The sequence below is a fragment of the Nostoc sp. T09 genome (assembly GCF_002154695.1).
Classification (GTDB): Bacteria; Cyanobacteriota; Cyanobacteriia; order Cyanobacteriales; family Nostocaceae; genus Aulosira.
In genome coordinates, this window is record NZ_MTAV01000029.1 from 23,004 (window position 1) to 38,960 (window position 15,957).

At 41.3% G+C, this 15,957-nt stretch carries 12 protein-coding genes and 1 pseudogene; 12 read left to right on the forward strand and 1 reads right to left on the reverse strand.

Annotation, left to right across the window (positions count from 1 at the left end; translation table 11 throughout):
* Positions 1-854: 854 nt before the first annotated feature.
* The 3 genes and pseudogenes from BV372_RS08535 to phaC form a co-directional block, all read left to right on the forward strand.
* Positions 855-1,070: pseudogene (locus tag BV372_RS08535) on the forward strand (NAD(P)/FAD-dependent oxidoreductase); the annotation flags it as partial.
* A 244-nt stretch (positions 1,071-1,314) separates the two neighbouring features.
* Positions 1,315-1,884, forward strand: coding sequence for a hypothetical protein (locus tag BV372_RS08540; protein ID WP_086685839.1), 570 nt, complete (start codon positions 1,315-1,317; stop codon positions 1,882-1,884).
* Between the two features lie 12 nt (positions 1,885-1,896).
* Entirely contained in the window at positions 1,897-3,264 is a 1,368-nt protein-coding gene (phaC, locus tag BV372_RS08545) for a class III poly(R)-hydroxyalkanoic acid synthase subunit PhaC (RefSeq protein WP_086685841.1), read from the forward strand.
* Positions 3,265-3,570: 306 nt separating this feature from the next.
* Here phaC and BV372_RS08550 read toward each other — a convergent pair whose 3' ends face one another.
* A complete protein-coding gene (locus BV372_RS08550) occupies positions 3,571-3,834 on the reverse strand; it encodes a hypothetical protein (RefSeq protein ID WP_086685842.1) in 264 nt (87 codons plus the stop codon).
* Between the two features lie 288 nt (positions 3,835-4,122).
* On the opposite strand from BV372_RS08550, the gene BV372_RS08555 reads away from it, so the two are divergent.
* The 9 genes from BV372_RS08555 (at position 4,123) to BV372_RS08595 (ending at position 15,840) form a co-directional block, all read left to right on the forward strand.
* Complete coding sequence (locus BV372_RS08555) at positions 4,123-5,316, forward strand: thiolase family protein (protein WP_086685844.1); 1,194 nt, start codon at positions 4,123-4,125, stop codon at positions 5,314-5,316.
* Between the two features lie 22 nt (positions 5,317-5,338).
* The gene (locus BV372_RS08560; RefSeq protein ID WP_086685846.1) at positions 5,339-6,064 is read left to right on the forward strand and encodes a beta-ketoacyl-ACP reductase; all 726 of its coding nucleotides are present in this window, start codon (positions 5,339-5,341) and stop codon (positions 6,062-6,064) included.
* A 110-nt stretch (positions 6,065-6,174) separates the two neighbouring features.
* Entirely contained in the window at positions 6,175-7,020 is an 846-nt protein-coding gene (locus BV372_RS08565; RefSeq protein ID WP_086685848.1) for an alpha/beta fold hydrolase, read from the forward strand.
* A gap of 43 nt (positions 7,021-7,063) precedes the next feature.
* Positions 7,064-8,074: an SDR family oxidoreductase gene (locus tag BV372_RS08570; RefSeq protein WP_086685849.1), complete on the forward strand. Its 1,011-nt coding sequence runs from the start codon at positions 7,064-7,066 to the stop codon at positions 8,072-8,074.
* A gap of 363 nt (positions 8,075-8,437) precedes the next feature.
* Positions 8,438-10,474, forward strand: a complete 2,037-nt coding sequence (gene ligA / locus BV372_RS08575; RefSeq protein WP_086685851.1) for an NAD-dependent DNA ligase LigA — start codon at positions 8,438-8,440, stop codon at positions 10,472-10,474.
* 628 nt (positions 10,475-11,102) lie between these two features.
* The gene (locus BV372_RS08580) at positions 11,103-12,239 is read left to right on the forward strand and encodes a sensor histidine kinase KdpD (RefSeq protein ID WP_086685854.1); all 1,137 of its coding nucleotides are present in this window, start codon (positions 11,103-11,105) and stop codon (positions 12,237-12,239) included.
* Positions 12,232-12,909 carry a response regulator transcription factor gene (locus tag BV372_RS08585; protein WP_086685856.1) on the forward strand — a complete coding sequence of 226 codons (678 nt, stop codon included), beginning with the start codon at positions 12,232-12,234 and terminating at the stop codon, positions 12,907-12,909. The genes BV372_RS08580 and BV372_RS08585 overlap by 8 nt, the downstream gene beginning before the upstream one ends.
* Positions 12,910-13,067: 158 nt before the next feature.
* Positions 13,068-15,197, forward strand: a complete 2,130-nt coding sequence (locus BV372_RS08590) for a substrate-binding domain-containing protein (protein ID WP_086685858.1) — start codon at positions 13,068-13,070, stop codon at positions 15,195-15,197.
* Positions 15,175-15,840, forward strand: a complete 666-nt coding sequence (locus BV372_RS08595; protein ID WP_086685860.1) for an FHA domain-containing protein — start codon at positions 15,175-15,177, stop codon at positions 15,838-15,840. Before BV372_RS08590 ends, BV372_RS08595 begins: the two co-directional genes overlap by 23 nt.
* The last annotated feature ends 117 nt before the right edge of the window (positions 15,841-15,957 follow it).

Consider the following 15,957-nt stretch of genomic DNA (forward strand, 5'->3'; position numbering starts at 1 on the left):
TTTTGAAAAACTTGCCTCTTGCTCAATATTCCCAGAGTCAGATATAGTATAAATACCTAAAACTCTTGACTAACTGCCAATCAAACTCTGCCCTAGTAATAAATAACTAAATGTAGAGCTTGCTTGTCCCCAAATGAGCAATTTACCTCTATGGTAGTTAGAGGCATTCAATTAGGTATTACCTTTCGGCTCGTGACATTATGGCATACTTGAGACAAAAGTTAATAATAAATTTTTACTGAACTTTAATATACATTTTTTTACTGCTTAACATCAAAATCATAGCTCCATATTAATTATTTTAATGCTAGATATATTTTGATGATTTGGCTGCAATTTCAAATAAAATCACCTGGCATAGCTTTTAAGAGAGAATTGACTACAAAATCTGTTGTTACTAGTTTAAAATGCCTAAAATTGATAAATATTCCAGCAATCCTAAATTGTTTGTAAACACTGATAATTTCTCTGAAAATCTCCTCGGGAAGCCTGTGCGCGAAGTATAAGTAGACACCATTATCTACCCTATGGGAAGGCGATCGCCCAACGAGAACGCAGTCGCTCCTTCATGGTAAGGCTCCTTCTCTACCAGACGCTAGGCGTAGCTTGCTTCCTCGTTGGGATACGTGGTTAAAGCTGCGCTCAGGTCAGTCGCTTCTCTGTTCCTTATACCATTTTGGATTTTAGATTTTGGATTGTGAAACATCTATTTAGATAGGCGTTTCAGATTTTCATCTGTCGCAATCATTTTTCAAATTGGTATTATTACCTATCTATACAAATAATTTCAAAAATCAAATATGACTGCTACATAACCCGCGAAAGATTTAGATGTCTTTAGCACTTCTTAATGTCCGTTACCGGAATTAGCTAACTACAAAACTCCTATTGAGAACTTGTATCTTACTGGTGCGGGGACTCATCCAGGTGGTTCAATCTCCGGAATGCCGGGACGCAACTGTGCGCGTGTGTTTTTGCATAGTGAGGAACCCATCGCTCAAAAACTTAAAGAAGCGGGAGGTTCGATTAAATCTGCTCTCACATCTGTCTTTAGAAGTGAAGAACAATAAGAGGCTGTTTACCAAAAAGTAAAGGGATAGCATCAGGAGATTGCGTCATCTCAAACCTGAGTCTGAAGTAAGTAAACGACGACAACACGAGATTCAGCGAGATTTGTTGATGAAGCTCCTGATGTTATTTAGACAAACCTAGAGATACTTCCTGTGACACTTTCAGACCCCCCAAAAGACAGAGAACTGCGATCGCAATAGTTATTAACATTTGGGTGTAGTAGATTTATTAAGGAATGTTTCAATGGCACATGCCTTAGGAGTATTTGTCAATTCTCAAAAAATAGAGCAAGCAATTAATGAATTGAAAGCAGCGAACTTTCCGATGGAGCAAGTCTCTGTTATTGCTAAAGATGTAGAGCAGGGCGAACACTTGGGCGAGGCGCAGATGAGCGATGGGCCACGCCCCACCTTCGGTGATCGCATTGGCGATCAAGATGTAAATACGACAGGCCCAGTAGCTGATACACTAACAGCTACTACTTGGGGTAGCTTCTTAGTTGGTTTGAGCAGTCTAGCACTTCCCGGTTTAGGCGCTGTGCTGGCAGCTGGTTCTGTGGGTGTAGCATTAGTTAGCAGTGTGGCAGGTGTTGCTGTAAGCGCAGCCGCAAATCAGAATTTGCTGAAAGCATTAGGTGATTTAGGTATCCCGGAAGAGCGAGCCAGAGTTTATAGCGATCGCCTCCAGCAGAGTTATTATTTGCTCATAGTTGATGGCACAGAAGCAGAAATTCATCGTGCTGAACCAATATTACTCGACAGAGGTATTGAATATTGGGGTATTTATAATACTCCCCAAACTCAAAATGCATAGAGAGTGGACTTGATGGTGGCACAGCAAGAATATGCCCATGAACTGAATCAACTCTTTAAAAGTATTAATGCTTGGATTAACTTCTCTCAAGCTAGCTTTGACTATCAGTTAGTGCTAGCTAATATTTGGGTAAAAGCATTTACAGAAGTAATTCAGGAGTTGATATCTGAGCAAGTTAAAGGTGAGGAGTTTTTGCAAGTCTGGAGTAGTGTCTTTGACCGAGAATTTGCCCAGAAGTTACGTTCAGAAGATGCCGTTTTAGTTCAAGGTAAATTCTTGAACACAGCCATAAATTACTGGCCACATCAGCAACAACTGTCAAAAGAATTTTTCCAACTACTGGAAATATCTTCCCAAATAAATCTGATTAATCTCTTGAACTATTTGTACAAAGAGAAGATTCAGGTTGGGGTGACACCGAAGGAAGAGATTTATCGAGAAGATAAGGTGGTGCTATACCGCTATAAGTCAGCTGTGCCTTCATCTTTGAATATCCCTGTTCTCATAGTTTATGCTCTAGTAAACCGTCCTGACATTGTAGATTTACAAGCAGGGCGATCGCTTGTTGCTAATTTGCTTAAACTGGGTTTGGATGTTTACTTGATTGACTGGGGATATCCCAATGAAAATGAGCGCTGGCTGACTATTGATAAATACATTGATGGGTATATCAATAACTGTGTAGATGTCATACGCGATCGCCATAACTTAGAGCAGATTAATTTATTGGGGATTTGTCAGGGGGGAACCTTCAGCCTTTGTTACAGTTCCCTTTACCCAGAAAAGGTAAAAAACCTGATTACTATGGTTACCCCAGTCGATTTTCACATCAATGAAGGGCTGCTCAATGTTTGGAGTGGAAGTACTGTAGGGTCACAAGCACTAGATGTGGATCTCATGGTTGATACATTAGGTAACATCCCTGGCGATTTTCTGAACTTTGTCTTCGTAATGCTCAAGCCTTTTCAGTTAGGCGTGAAAAAGTATATCGATCTACTAGATATTCTTGAGTCTGAGGATAAACTGCTCAATTTTCTCCGCATGGAAAAATGGATTTTTGACAGCCCAGATCAAGCAGGAGAAGCTTTTAGAGAGTTTATTAAGGACTTTTACCAAGGAAACAAACTAATTAAAGGCCAAATCGAGATTGGTAACAAGCGAGTAGATTTAGGGAATATCCGCATCCCAATTTTAAATATTTACGCCGAGCAGGATCATCTAGTTCTTCCAGCATCATCTTTAGCACTTGAGAACTACGTTGGTAGCGTTGACTATACAGTGCGATCGTTTCCAGTTGGACATATTGGGATGTATGTGAGCAGTAAAGTACAGAAAGATCTACCGCCAACGATTGTAGATTGGCTGAAGGCGCGAGCATAAAATATTGCCTTGTTGCAAATTTTTGTACTCTAGAATACAAGTTTACTTAATATAAGCGCATCTCTTTGGACAGAAGATTCTACCAATTATTAGAGTTATGTTATTTTAGTCATTCACTGTTTTAGAGTTCAAAAGCTCCTCAAGGCTTTGCTGAGGAGCTTTATTAAGGTTGGGATGATATTTATTCAGGATATTTGATATATTAAATATATATTTATAATTTTAGTTAAAGAGCAAAAAAAGGATGAAGCTTGAATTTTAAAATAGCAAATTTTTCTTTCTTCATCCTTTATATTTCCGTTTAACTTAGGATTTGTGGAGCATTCTAAAATAACTCTCCCACAATTTTCTTTGAGTATCAATGGAGAATCGACTGAGTTGCTCTTGCAATTCTAAAGAACTTTTAACTAACTCTTCTTGGAGTTGCAATGTCTTCTCGGCATTCTCAGGAAGATTTCCTAAATTCATATTCCGCATACTTGACATTGTCGATTCCCAGTTATTGAAAAACATTCTCTGGGCTTCGCTGACCTGTCTAAAAAACGGCTCAAAGCTATTGAAAAAATCCATAATAATTTTCCTTTGGCTGAGGTTTTTGCTCTCTATTTCATATTAATACTTAGCTTATTAAATAAAGTTTTATTTACCTCCTAAGAAAGATTTGTTAATAAAAATCTTGACGTAAAATTTTATTAGATAGCTAATGGCTATTACCTTTTTAATATAAGAATAAAATTGAAATATAATATTAAAGTAAAAATGTTTTTTACCAAATATATCAATAGTAATTAAGTTAAAATATTCACCCTTATTTGATTATTTTCAATTCTTAATTTCCCAACAAAAGGGATGATGAGTATGGAAGAAGTTTATATTATCTCAGCAGTACGCACACCATTGGGTAAGTTTGGAGGTGTTCTGGCTAATTTCTCGCCAGTAGACTTAGGTGCGATCGCCATGCGTGCAGCCTTGGAAAGAGCAGGAGTATCAGGGGAAGCTTTAGACTTGTACATTTTTGGTAATGTACTAAAAGCAGGACATGGGCAGTCATTGCCCCGTCAAGCAGCTTTTAAGGCAGGGATTCCCCAGCAAGTCAACGGGTATGCGGTGGATATGGTGTGTTCATCAGGAATGATGAGTGCGATCAACGGCCTAACTGCGATTCGTTCTGGTGAAGCTGAGATAGTACTGACTGGAGGCATGGAATCTATGTCCCAGACAGGATTTTTGCTATCGCAACGAGCCAGATGGGGATACAAATCCTTGCTGGGTTCACCAGAACAACTTACCGATGTTTTGCTTCATGACGGACTCACCGATCCCATGAGTGGCGAAACGATGGGAGAACAAGCAGAACAGCTAGCGACTGCTTACCAAATTACCCGGGCTGAGTTGGATGAAGTAGCTTTATTTTCCCAAACTAGAGCAGCCCAAGCGACTGAGCAAGGCTTGTTTAAGCAGGAGATTGTACCAATTGAAGTCGCTGGCAAAAAAGGTTCACAACTCGTAGACAAAGATGAGGGAATTCGTCCCGAAACTACTTTAGAAAGTCTTGCGGGACTGAAGCCTACTTTCAGAGAAGATGGCGTATTTACAGCTGGTAATAGTAGTCAGATATCTGATGGAGCAGCAGCTTTAGTTTTGGCAAGTAAAACAGCGGTGGAACGCTACAAACTCAATCCTCTAGCACGTCTGATTAGCGGAGTATGGATAGGAGGAGAAGCTTGGCGATTTCCTGAAGTTCCCATCTTGGCGGTGAACAAGCTTTTAGACAAGCTGAAAATGAAAATCTACGATTTTGATTTGTTTGAGAACAACGAGGCGTTTGCTCTCAGCAATGTATTGTTCAATCGCGAGTTGGGCGTTCCCTATGAAAAATTAAACGTGTATGGAGGTGCGATCGCTTTAGGACATCCTATAGGCGCTTCGGGAGCGCGAATCATCGTAACTCTGCTCAACGCCTTGCAACAGCAAAATGGGCAGTTGGGATTGGCAGCAGTTTGTCATGGTACTGGTGGCGGTACCGCGATCGCATTAGAGAGGCTGAGATAATTCGTAATTCGTAATTAAGCTTATGGCATCTTTGGGGTTGGAAGATCGAGTAGTTTTGGTAACTGGTGGTAATAGAGGAATCGGATCTGCGATCGTCAATTTGCTTTTGGAATTGGGAAGCAAAGTAGCTTATACCTATCGCAGTCATGATGAAAATGGACTGATGGGAACTCTGGCAATTCCAGCCGATGTCACCGATGAAGCAAGTATGGAAGCGTTAGTTCAAAAGGTTGAGGACAAACTTGGCCCAATTTACGGGATTGTAGCTAATGCCGGGATTACCAGAGACAATTTTTTTCCCAAACTGACTACGGCGAACTGGGATGAAGTAATTGATACTAACTTGAAAGGAGTCTACAACACCCTAAAACCTGTTATCCCCAAGATGTACGAACGGCGTTCTGGCTCTGTTGTTTGTATCACTTCAATCTCTGGCGAACGCGGAAATCTCGGTCAGACAAACTACGCCGCATCGAAGGCAGGAACGATTGGCTTAACTAAATCTCTGGCTTTAGAAGCAGCGCGTTACGGAGTGCGGGCTAATGCTGTCGCACCAGGGTTTATTGAGACTGATATGCTCAAACCAATTTCCGACAAAATTAAGCAGCGGATTTTGTCTGAGATTCCGCTATCTCGCTTTGGCAAACCAGAAGAAGTTGCTTGGGCAGTAGCGTATTTACTCTCGCCAGTAGCTAGCAGCTATGTCACTGGTACAGTTATGCGAGTTAACGGTGCTCATCACACATAGGGGAATGGGCATGGGGCATGGGGCATTAAATAAAAAATTTCTTCTCCCCTACTTCCTCATCTTCCTCATCCCCTTATAAACGCATTCAATCTAGTGGAGTAACTGTGAACATGGGATTTGAAAAGCAGCAAATAGATGTAGATGGACTAAATATTCGCTACTTGTCAGCAGGTGAGGCTGATCCGCCGTTGGTGCTGCTACATGGAGTTGGTGATAGCGCTGTTGATTGGTCTTGGGTAGTACCTACCTTGGGAACTACGCATCGTGTTATAGCCCCAGACTTTCCAGGTTCTGGCGATAGTGCTAAACCCAACCGTGAGTATTCGCTTGAATTTCTGACACAGTTCTTAGCCAATTTTCTCAATACGCTAGAGATCCAACGGGCAGTGCTAGTGGGCAATTCTTTAGGTGGTTTGATTGCCCTCCGCTTTGCGCTGTCAAATCCCGAACGAGTGGCAGGATTAGTACTAGTAGACAGTATGGGATTTAGCCAAGTGGTCAACCCAGTGCTGTCAAATTTAAGTTTGCCCTGGTATGGGGAGTTGGCGATCGCCTGGAGCAAAACACCTTTGGGTGCAAAGCAGAGGGCTTGGTCGCGGGCAGCGTTACTTTTTGCTAATCCCTCCCAAGTGCCTACTGCATGGCTGGCAGAACAAGAGCGATTGGGGCTTGTTCCTGGCTTTTTGGAAGCAAATTTATCTATACTGCGTTCTCAACTATATGTATTAGGACAGCGGCAGATTATTCTCGATTCGTTACCGCAGGTACAGATGCCGACCCTGGTCGTATGGGGTATTAATGACTACGTTTTACCGAATTACCAAGCTCAAGATGGAGTCAAGCGTCTACAGCAAGGACATTTAGCTTTGATACCTGATTGTGGTCACTTACCCCAAGTCGAGCGTCCCGAATTATTTACCGACGCAGTGAACCAGTTTCTGGCTTCAGAGCTTTAAATTTGACGAATTTTTATATTTTTATTTTGTAGGAGCAGCATCTATGCAATTAAAGCCAATCAATCAGCAGGTCGTTACGGTCGTTGGAGCCTCTAGCGGTATTGGACGTGTGACAGCTCTTGAGTTTGCCAAGCGAGGGGCAAAAGTGCTTGTCTCGGCGCGCGGTGAATCAAAGCTCAAATCTTTAGTTGAAGAAATTCAAAGCTTTGGCGCAGAGGCAACTTATTTTGTAGCCGATGTCCAGGAATTTGAGCAAGTAAAGGCGATCGCAGATAAAACTGTAGAGGTATATGGACGGCTTGATACTTGGGTACATGTTCCCGCGATCGCTTTGTTCGCGCTGTTTGAGGATTATACACCTGAGGAGTTTGAGCGCATCATTGACGTTAACCTCATGGGGCAAGTATACGGGGCGATGGCAGCGCTACCCCATCTCAAGCGTGAAGGGCGAGGGGCACTGATTCATATATCTTCAATTGAAGGCAGGCGTGCATTGCCATACCAGAGTGCATACTCCGCAGCCAAGCATGGTATAGAAGGCTTTGTTGAAGCGATGCGTGTTGAGCTAGCACACGAGAAACTTCCCATCAGTGTGACGAGCATAAAGCCAGCAGTTATCAACACACCATTCTGGAATCACGCTCGCACTAAGTTAGGTGTGAAGCCAGCCGGAATCCCACCCTACTATGATCCTAGGCTTGTAGCTGATGCTATACTCTACGCAGCTGAACATCCAACTCGTGACTTCTTGGTTGGGGATGCAGCCAAGGCACTAGATTTACTACAGCGCATCTCACCACCGTTAGTAGATTCACTGTTACTGCTCATCGGCTTCAACTTGCAACGTAGTGATGAGCCAAAGTCTGTAGATGCACCCAACAGTTTTGACCAACCTGTTCCTGAAGACGAGAGAATTGACGGGGACTTTAGCCACCAAGTTATACCTAGCATTACCGATTGGTTGGATAAAAATCCTCTGCTCCAATGGGGTGCGATCGCGGGTACAGCTGCGTTAGCGTTGCTGGCAACACAGGTGTTCAATACGAAGGAGTAATTTAGCCCTCACCAAAAAATATAACGTTGCTGAATTTGATAGGACTTACGCAAAAGTCACGGAATTCCGTCATTACGAGCGTTCGACGAAGTCGTTCCCGTTCCCTCGAAGAGGGAACGGGAACGCCTGCCGTAGGATGCCCAAAGGGCTGTAGGGCGAACGCTACATTCGCAATGATATTGTGTAATTAATTATTGGCAAAACCCGATTTTTATCTAAACTTGCAGACGTAAGATAGCTCCCCAATTTCTTGCCCAAGTATATTGATACTCACAAAATAAAAGTCAGTAGCTATACTAACTAAACATGCCTCAACAGGCTTCATCGTTAAATTCTATTCGCTAAGTATTTTGCAAAAAGTCAATGATACAGAGTCAGCCAGAAATCAAGCGCGTAGAAGAACTACGCCAGTTGTTGCAGCAAGCTAGCTATGCTTATTACGTTCTAGATGCACCCATCATGGAGGATGCAGTCTATGACCAGCTGTATCGAGAGTTGCAACAACTAGAAATGCAGTATCCAGAACTGGTGACAGCCGATAGTCCGACTCAGCGCGTGGGTGAAAGACCAGCAACACAGTTTACATCGGTGCGGCATAATATCCCCTTATACAGTTTGGAGAATGCTTTTAATACTGATGAGTTGCAAGCATGGGATCAGCGTTGGCGGCGACAAGCCCCAAAAATCGACTCAGTAGAGTATGTCACGGAACTCAAAATTGATGGTTCTGCGATCGCGCTTACCTACCAAAATGGCATTCTTACCAGGGGTGCAACCAGAGGTGATGGCGTGATGGGTGAAGATATCACCCAAAATGTACGGACAATTCGCTCAATTCCCTTGCGCTTAAATTTTGAAGGGTTAGAAATTTTAGAAAAGGTAGAAGTCAGGGGTGAGGCGTTTTTGCCGTTGGATGTGTTTAAACAAATCAACGAAGAAAGGCAAAAAGCAGGCGAGCAATTATTCGCCAATCCCCGCAATGCTGCCGCTGGTACACTCAGACAACTAGACTCCCGAATTGTAGCTCGCAGGCGCTTAGATTTCTTTGGCTACACTTTGCACATTCCTGGCAGAGATGATGCCAGTATTGCCAATACGCAATGGGATGCCTTGGAATTGTTACAAAGGATGGGTTTTCGCGTCAACCCCAACCACAAGTTGTGCCCTTCCTTGGCAGATGTGGGCGAATACTACAATTATTGGGATACAGAAAGGCTGAATCTACCCTACATGACTGATGGGGTGGTAGTGAAGCTCAATTCGTTTAAACTTCAAGAACAGCTGGGTTTTACTCAGAAGTTTCCGCGCTGGGCGATCGCGTTGAAATATCCCGCCGAAGAAGCACCTACCCGCGTTGAAAATATTGCGGTGAACGTTGGCAGAACTGGGGCGTTAACACCGTTAGCAGAGATGCGCCCAGTACAACTGGCAGGTACGACAGTTTCCCGCGCTACTTTACACAATAGCGATCGCATTGCGCAATTAGATATCCGCATTGGCGATACTGTAATCGTCCGCAAAGCTGGGGAAATCATCCCGGAGGTGGTGCGAGTACTTAAAGAACTCCGTCCCTCGGAAACTCAACCCTTTGTTATGCCTACCCATTGCCCAGTCTGCGGACAGCCAGTGGTGCGTGAGTTAGGTGAAGCTGTTACCAGATGTGTGAATGCTTCCTGTGCTGCCATCCTTAAAGGGGCAATTGAACATTGGGTAAGTCGTGATGCCTTAGATATTAAAGGTATGGGCGAAAAGCTAGTACATCAACTCGTTGATAAGGGTTTGGTACATTCTGTAGCTGATTTGTATGACTTGACAGAAGATAAACTATATGCATTAGAAAGGATGGGGCAAAAGTCGGCACAGAAATTAATCGAAGCGATCGCCCAATCGAAAAACCAACCTTGGTCACGGGTGTTGTATGGTTTAGGCATCCGTCATGTTGGCAGTGTGAATGCCCAATTGATCGCCGAGAAGTTTCTGAGTGTAGAAAAATTAGCTCAAGCCAAGCAGTCGGATATTGAAGGTATTTATGGTATTGGTGTGGAAATTGCCGAGTCTGTACACCAGTGGTTCCAAATTAATGCCAATCAAACTTTGATTTCTCGCCTAGAAGCAGCAGGGTTGCAATTAGCGACTAGCGAAGAAACAACAACAATTGCTGATGGTAATCAAAAGTTAGCTGGGAAAACTTTTGTCGTCACAGGTACTTTACCTACCTTAAAGCGAGATGAAGCGAAAGCTTTAATTCAAAAAGCTGGCGGTAAGGTGACAGAGTCAGTGAGTAAAAAAACTGATTATTTGCTTGTAGGTGAAGATGCAGGTTCTAAGTTAGCCAAGGCTGAGGCTTTAGGAATTACTCAGTTAACTGAGGCTGAGTTTTTGGAGATGTTGGAGGATTAGCCTAGAGATAAATTGATGGCACAAATAATATGCAGGTAGTAGCAGAGAATTTAGATTACTAAGTTTTTATGTAATTGCTGATGATACAAGTTTGTCTACTACCTAACCAAAAATTATGAAACAATCTCCAACGGTGGGCAATGCCCACCCTACATAGTTATTAATTTTTTATTTAGATTGAGCTAACTTAATTTAATAAAAACCTGTGTCAAGTCAAAATATCACAAACTATTTATAAAAGTTAATTATTCTCAATTATGGAAATATTTAAGAAGCCAACACCTTATTAACCTTGGTAAACGCCCGGCACTCAACCTTGGGCAAATGATAATATTTTATTATAGTTAACTTCCCACCTGCCAAAATCCTTAACCAGGAGGTAGTTTGCTTTAGCGATCGCCTCATGGATGATGTCTTCAAGAAAATTAAATATTTTTTGCCCTGTATAGTTTTATGCTGTTCTGCAATACAGAGGCAGTTTTTACCGAAGGCTGGAGGTGTTTAGCTTACATTCGCGATCGCATCCTGCATACCTGATTTTTTCGTTAAGCATTAGTCAGTACTAAATTTTCTGGGTGTATTTATTAGCTTAAGTATAAATTTTTATTTGCAAAAAGTGAGTCAAGCTATGACAATAGGCTTTTCTCTCCAGCAGGCAGAAAATGACTTGAATGATTTGAATTCATTCAATATCCAAAGTTTTTGTCAGCTACAATCTGAGCAGTTAACTAGTCAGTACCCAATTTTATTTGCTCGTATTGTCTACCATGATTGCCTCTTGAAAGCTCATCAAGAAGTAATCAGTTATGCTCAAACGCAAACGCCCTTTTCTCAAAAAAAGTTAGCTTATCTGCGTTCGGAACAGTGGCTTACTGAATATCCTCCTGCATTTCAGTTCCAAGAATTTAAATTAAATGATTTTTCAGAAATTTCTTACATTTGCCCTATAGGTTATCGAAATCAAAAACCTGAATATATTCAAATAATTGCCGAGCAAGCACTTTCTCAGGATTTGCAAAAATATGTGCAACAATCGGCAATGCTACTTGGTAAGTATGCAAGTATATATTTAGTATATGGCAGACAAAAAATTGAAATTGAATTATTGGAGCAAGTTCTGCATAAAGTAGGGCATCAATTGCGTAATTCCCTAGCAATGATCGGGCTTTATGCCCATAATTTATATTTGGGATTAACAGGTAATCGCTGGCAAGAACAAGCAACAATTATCCGTGATAGTATCCAAGATTTAGATAGCAATTTGACTGAGCTACTAGATTGTGGGCAAGCAGCGAAATTAAGAAAAACTTCTCAAGACCTGAGAAGTTTAATACTAGAAAGTATCAAAGCTTTACAACCTCTGCTTAATCAAAAGCAGCTGAAAATTTCTATTCCTGATACATCTACAAATTTAGTAATAGACCGCTTGCAAATGAAGCAAGTCTTCGATAATCTGCTGAGTAATGCAGTTTATTTTAGCCCTAATTCCACAACTATTACTTGTAATTGGCAGATTTTTCAAGAAGAAGTTCTAATTAAAATTGTTGACCAAGGAACAGGATTATCTCAGGAAGATATCAAAAAAATATTTACTCCTTTTTATTCCCGTCGTCCAGGAGGTACGGGGCTGGGTTTAACTATTGCCAGAAAAATTGTTTTAGACCATCACGGAAACTTATGGGCACAAAGTGTATCACAAGGTGGAGCGCAATTTTGTGTAATTTTGCCTCGACCGAAAATGTCTAGGAGTGTCAAAGATGGTTAATAGTCAAAAACTTTCAGTTTTACTTGTAGATGATGAAGAACGTTTTCGCCAAGGGATACGTACCCTGCTCAACTTTTATAATATTAATGCTGCATTACCTATAGAGGTTGTAGGTGAAGCAGACTCTGTAGAACAAGTTTTAAAACTTACACAGCAGAAGTCTCCAGATTTAATTTTACTGGATTTACAATTAAGCGGTAGTGATGGCATTACCGTTTTAGTTCGTCTTAAGGAAACGGCTTATACTGGCAAAGTTTTGGTGTTATCAGCCCACCAAGAAGATGATTGGATTTTCCGCGCTATGCAAGCAGGCGCAGCAGGTTACGTGTTTAAAAGTCGTTTGGCGACTCAACTAGGTGAAGCTATTAATACTGTAATTAAATCAGAGATTTACCTACCTTCCGAAGTTGCTAGCCGATTTTTCCGTTTCTTTCAAGCTTATTCCGATTCTTCATTGAGAGCTTGCCATCAACTACACTTAACAGAAAGAGAACAAGAAGTTTTATACTGGTTAGCTCAAGGTGCTTCCAATGAAGAAATTGCCAAGCATTTATATGTAACAGTTGCTACAGTAAAAGCTCATCTCACTAGCATTTTTGAGAAGTTAAAAGTTACTAGCCGGACTCAAGCTATTGTAGCTGCGCTCAAGTTAGGACTTGTGAAAGCTTAAGAGTCATTAGTCATTGGTCATTTGTCATTAGTCATTGGTCATTAGTCATTGGTCATTTATTATTTCTCCTCACAGTCCCTTGTCCCCCTTCTCCTCCTGGGTAGTGTACAAAGTCAATAAAACTATCTTCTGCTTTCTGCTTTCTGCCTTCAATACTTATGCCTTCATCTGAATATTTTTATCAAGAATACCCTTGCTCTTACAACGCTCCTTTAAATTGCGATCGCCCTTTCCAAACAGCACAGGAAATCAAAGGAGCTAGGTTTTGTTTGGAATGTGGTTTTCCCGCAACTTTACCACAGGAGGCAGAAATTAAAGGCAATTGGGGCACTTATCAGGTGAATAATTTTTTAGGAGTGCGGGGTAATGGTCGGTTATACGCAGGTATTCAAGTTAAGGATCAACAGCCTGTAATCATTAAAGAATATCTGCTACCTAGTCGTTGTTTTAATGAAAAAGAGACTCTTGAGCGTAAGGAAACTTTTAAGCGGGTAGGAGGGGTAAGTTTAGCGGATAGTAGAACTCCTAATTTTCGGCTTGTCAATACTTGGGAAGCGATCGCAGATGAAAAAGGAGAACGTTGTTATTTAATTACTAAAGGAACAGAAGCATCCCAGACTTTAGGACAATATCTTATCCAACATGGGTCAATGACAGCGCCGCAAGTACGTGAGGTATTAAATCAGGCTCTCCAAACTCTAGAATTTCTTCATAGCCAAAAGCTGCGGTTCCCCTCAAATCAAGTACAGCAAGGACTAGCCCACGGAAACCTCAGTTTAGATAGCATTTTAATTCAAGTCGAAAATAATCAACAATATATATATTTTGACGATTTAGCTATCTGGGAAAATGTATTTATCCCTCCTTCTATCCCCCAACCTGCACCTTCTAAGCGAGAGCAAGATTTAGAAGCATTAGGATTAGTGGCTTTTTATTTATGGGTAGGAAGAACTACCGATTATTCTCATCAGCCTCTCGACCCCAGAGAAAATGAACATTGGCCCAATACTGATCATGATTTAAAAAAGTTTATTTACCGCTTACTGCGTCTAGAAAATCCTTTTTCAAGTGCTGAAGCTGCTCGCCAAGACCTATTGCAACTACCTCAAGAAAATCAAGCAAGTAGTTTAAGGCAATTACCTGACTCAGAGGAAAAAGACAAAGGTTTACGAACTAAATTAATTTGGCTAGGAATTTTAGCTTTCCTATTTTTAGGAGGCGGAATTTTATTTTATCTTTGGCAGCGTCATCAACCAGAAGATAATAGCAGATTTATAACTTGGTTTGGGCTTGTACGCAATTTTTCTGAAGTCAACAACGTTCCTTCAGGCAAATTCACCTACACAGGCGAAAAGAATGGAACATGGAGTTTTATTTTGAAACAACAGGTTGATAATAATAGTTTAGAAGAATTATTAACAACTCCCAAGCCAGAAGTCAAAGCAGAATTCACCTACGAACCAGTTTCTTCATTAGATATAGATAATCTTACGCAACCTATAGAAGAAGTCACAATCGGTAAGAAAGACTTTGCAATTACTAGTTTAGTGGATAAAATAACAGATAAACTAGAGCAAAAAGCAGTTGTTGATGATGGGTTACTTGTATATGTAGCATTTAATAAAAAAGATTCAAATCTAGCCAATGCGCTAAGAGGACAAATTACCCTTGAGCAATTGCGCCAAATTTATACAGGCAAAATTACTAATTGGCAGCAAATTAATTCTAATCTTCCTAATTTAGATGTTAAAGCCTTTGCGCCTACCGAACCGGAAGCAATACAAAAGTTTCAAGAAATAGTATTGAAAAACGACACTCAAGACAAAGCTTTATTTGCAGCCAAGGTTGAGAAATTGGATACAACAAAAACCCAAAACCAGATACGCACAGAAATTCTCGAAGGACGAAATACTGGCATCATTGGTTTTGGTATTATTGGTAAAACTTGGGCCCAATGTACGGGCTATCCGCTAGCTATAGTTGATGGTAACAAGCCAGCTAGTCAACCGCTATTTCAACGGCGTGAACGTCGCCCGATCAATACATCAGATGACCTGTGCCAGCATGATAACTATTTTTTTGATGTAAATGCTTTTCAAAGCTATCCTTTGAGATACCCTATATTTGTAGTGTACCCTAAAGACAAAAGTCGCCAGTCGTCTGGGTCTACATTTGCTGAGATACTAACTACTCGTCAGGGACAGTGTTTACTTAGTAAAGTAGGTCTTATCCCTTTACAACCTATACCTGATGATATAAATTCCTATGCCTGCAAATCGGTGCCCTAACCCTAATTGCGAATATTTTAACCGCGCTTTACCTAACAATGCCAAGGTTTGCCCTTGGTGCTCAACTCCTTTGGGTAATGTAATTACACCTACACCAACTAGACCCGTTTCACCACAACCAACTCCACCACAACCAACTCCACCACAACCAACTCCACCACAACCAACTCCACCACAACCTGTTCAACCTCAACGACCAGCAGTAATTCCACCCACCTATCAAACCCCTGTCGATTATTCAACAGAGTATCAGCAACGAGTTCCTCCCTATATTCCACCTGTACAGCCTGCATATACTCCGCCACCGCCAAGATTGCCACTTCTGAAGCTAATTCACACTACAGGTAGAGAATTCCAGTGGTCTGGAGAAGCAGGTTACATTGGCCGCCGCAGTCAAAGTATGACGGTTCCACCAGAAATTGACTTAACTGGCCTTCCCAATGAGGGAATTATTTCTCGTCGTCATGCGCGAATTTATTGGGACTGGTCGCAAAATGCTTACATGATTGTTGATATGAGTACAAATGGTATTTATTTAAATAACACTCCTTTAAATCCTGGTGTGCAATATCGTTTGCTCAATGGCGATTCATTGCAGTTTGGTCAGGATAATCTTGTGCGGTTTACAGTGTATGTTATGTAATATATAGCAATCCGATTTGATTACTGAAATTATTTAAGTAGGGAGGGAACAGGGAACAGGGAACAGGGAACAGGGAACAGGGAACAGGGAAGAAGGAATAAAACTGTACTGAGTTTT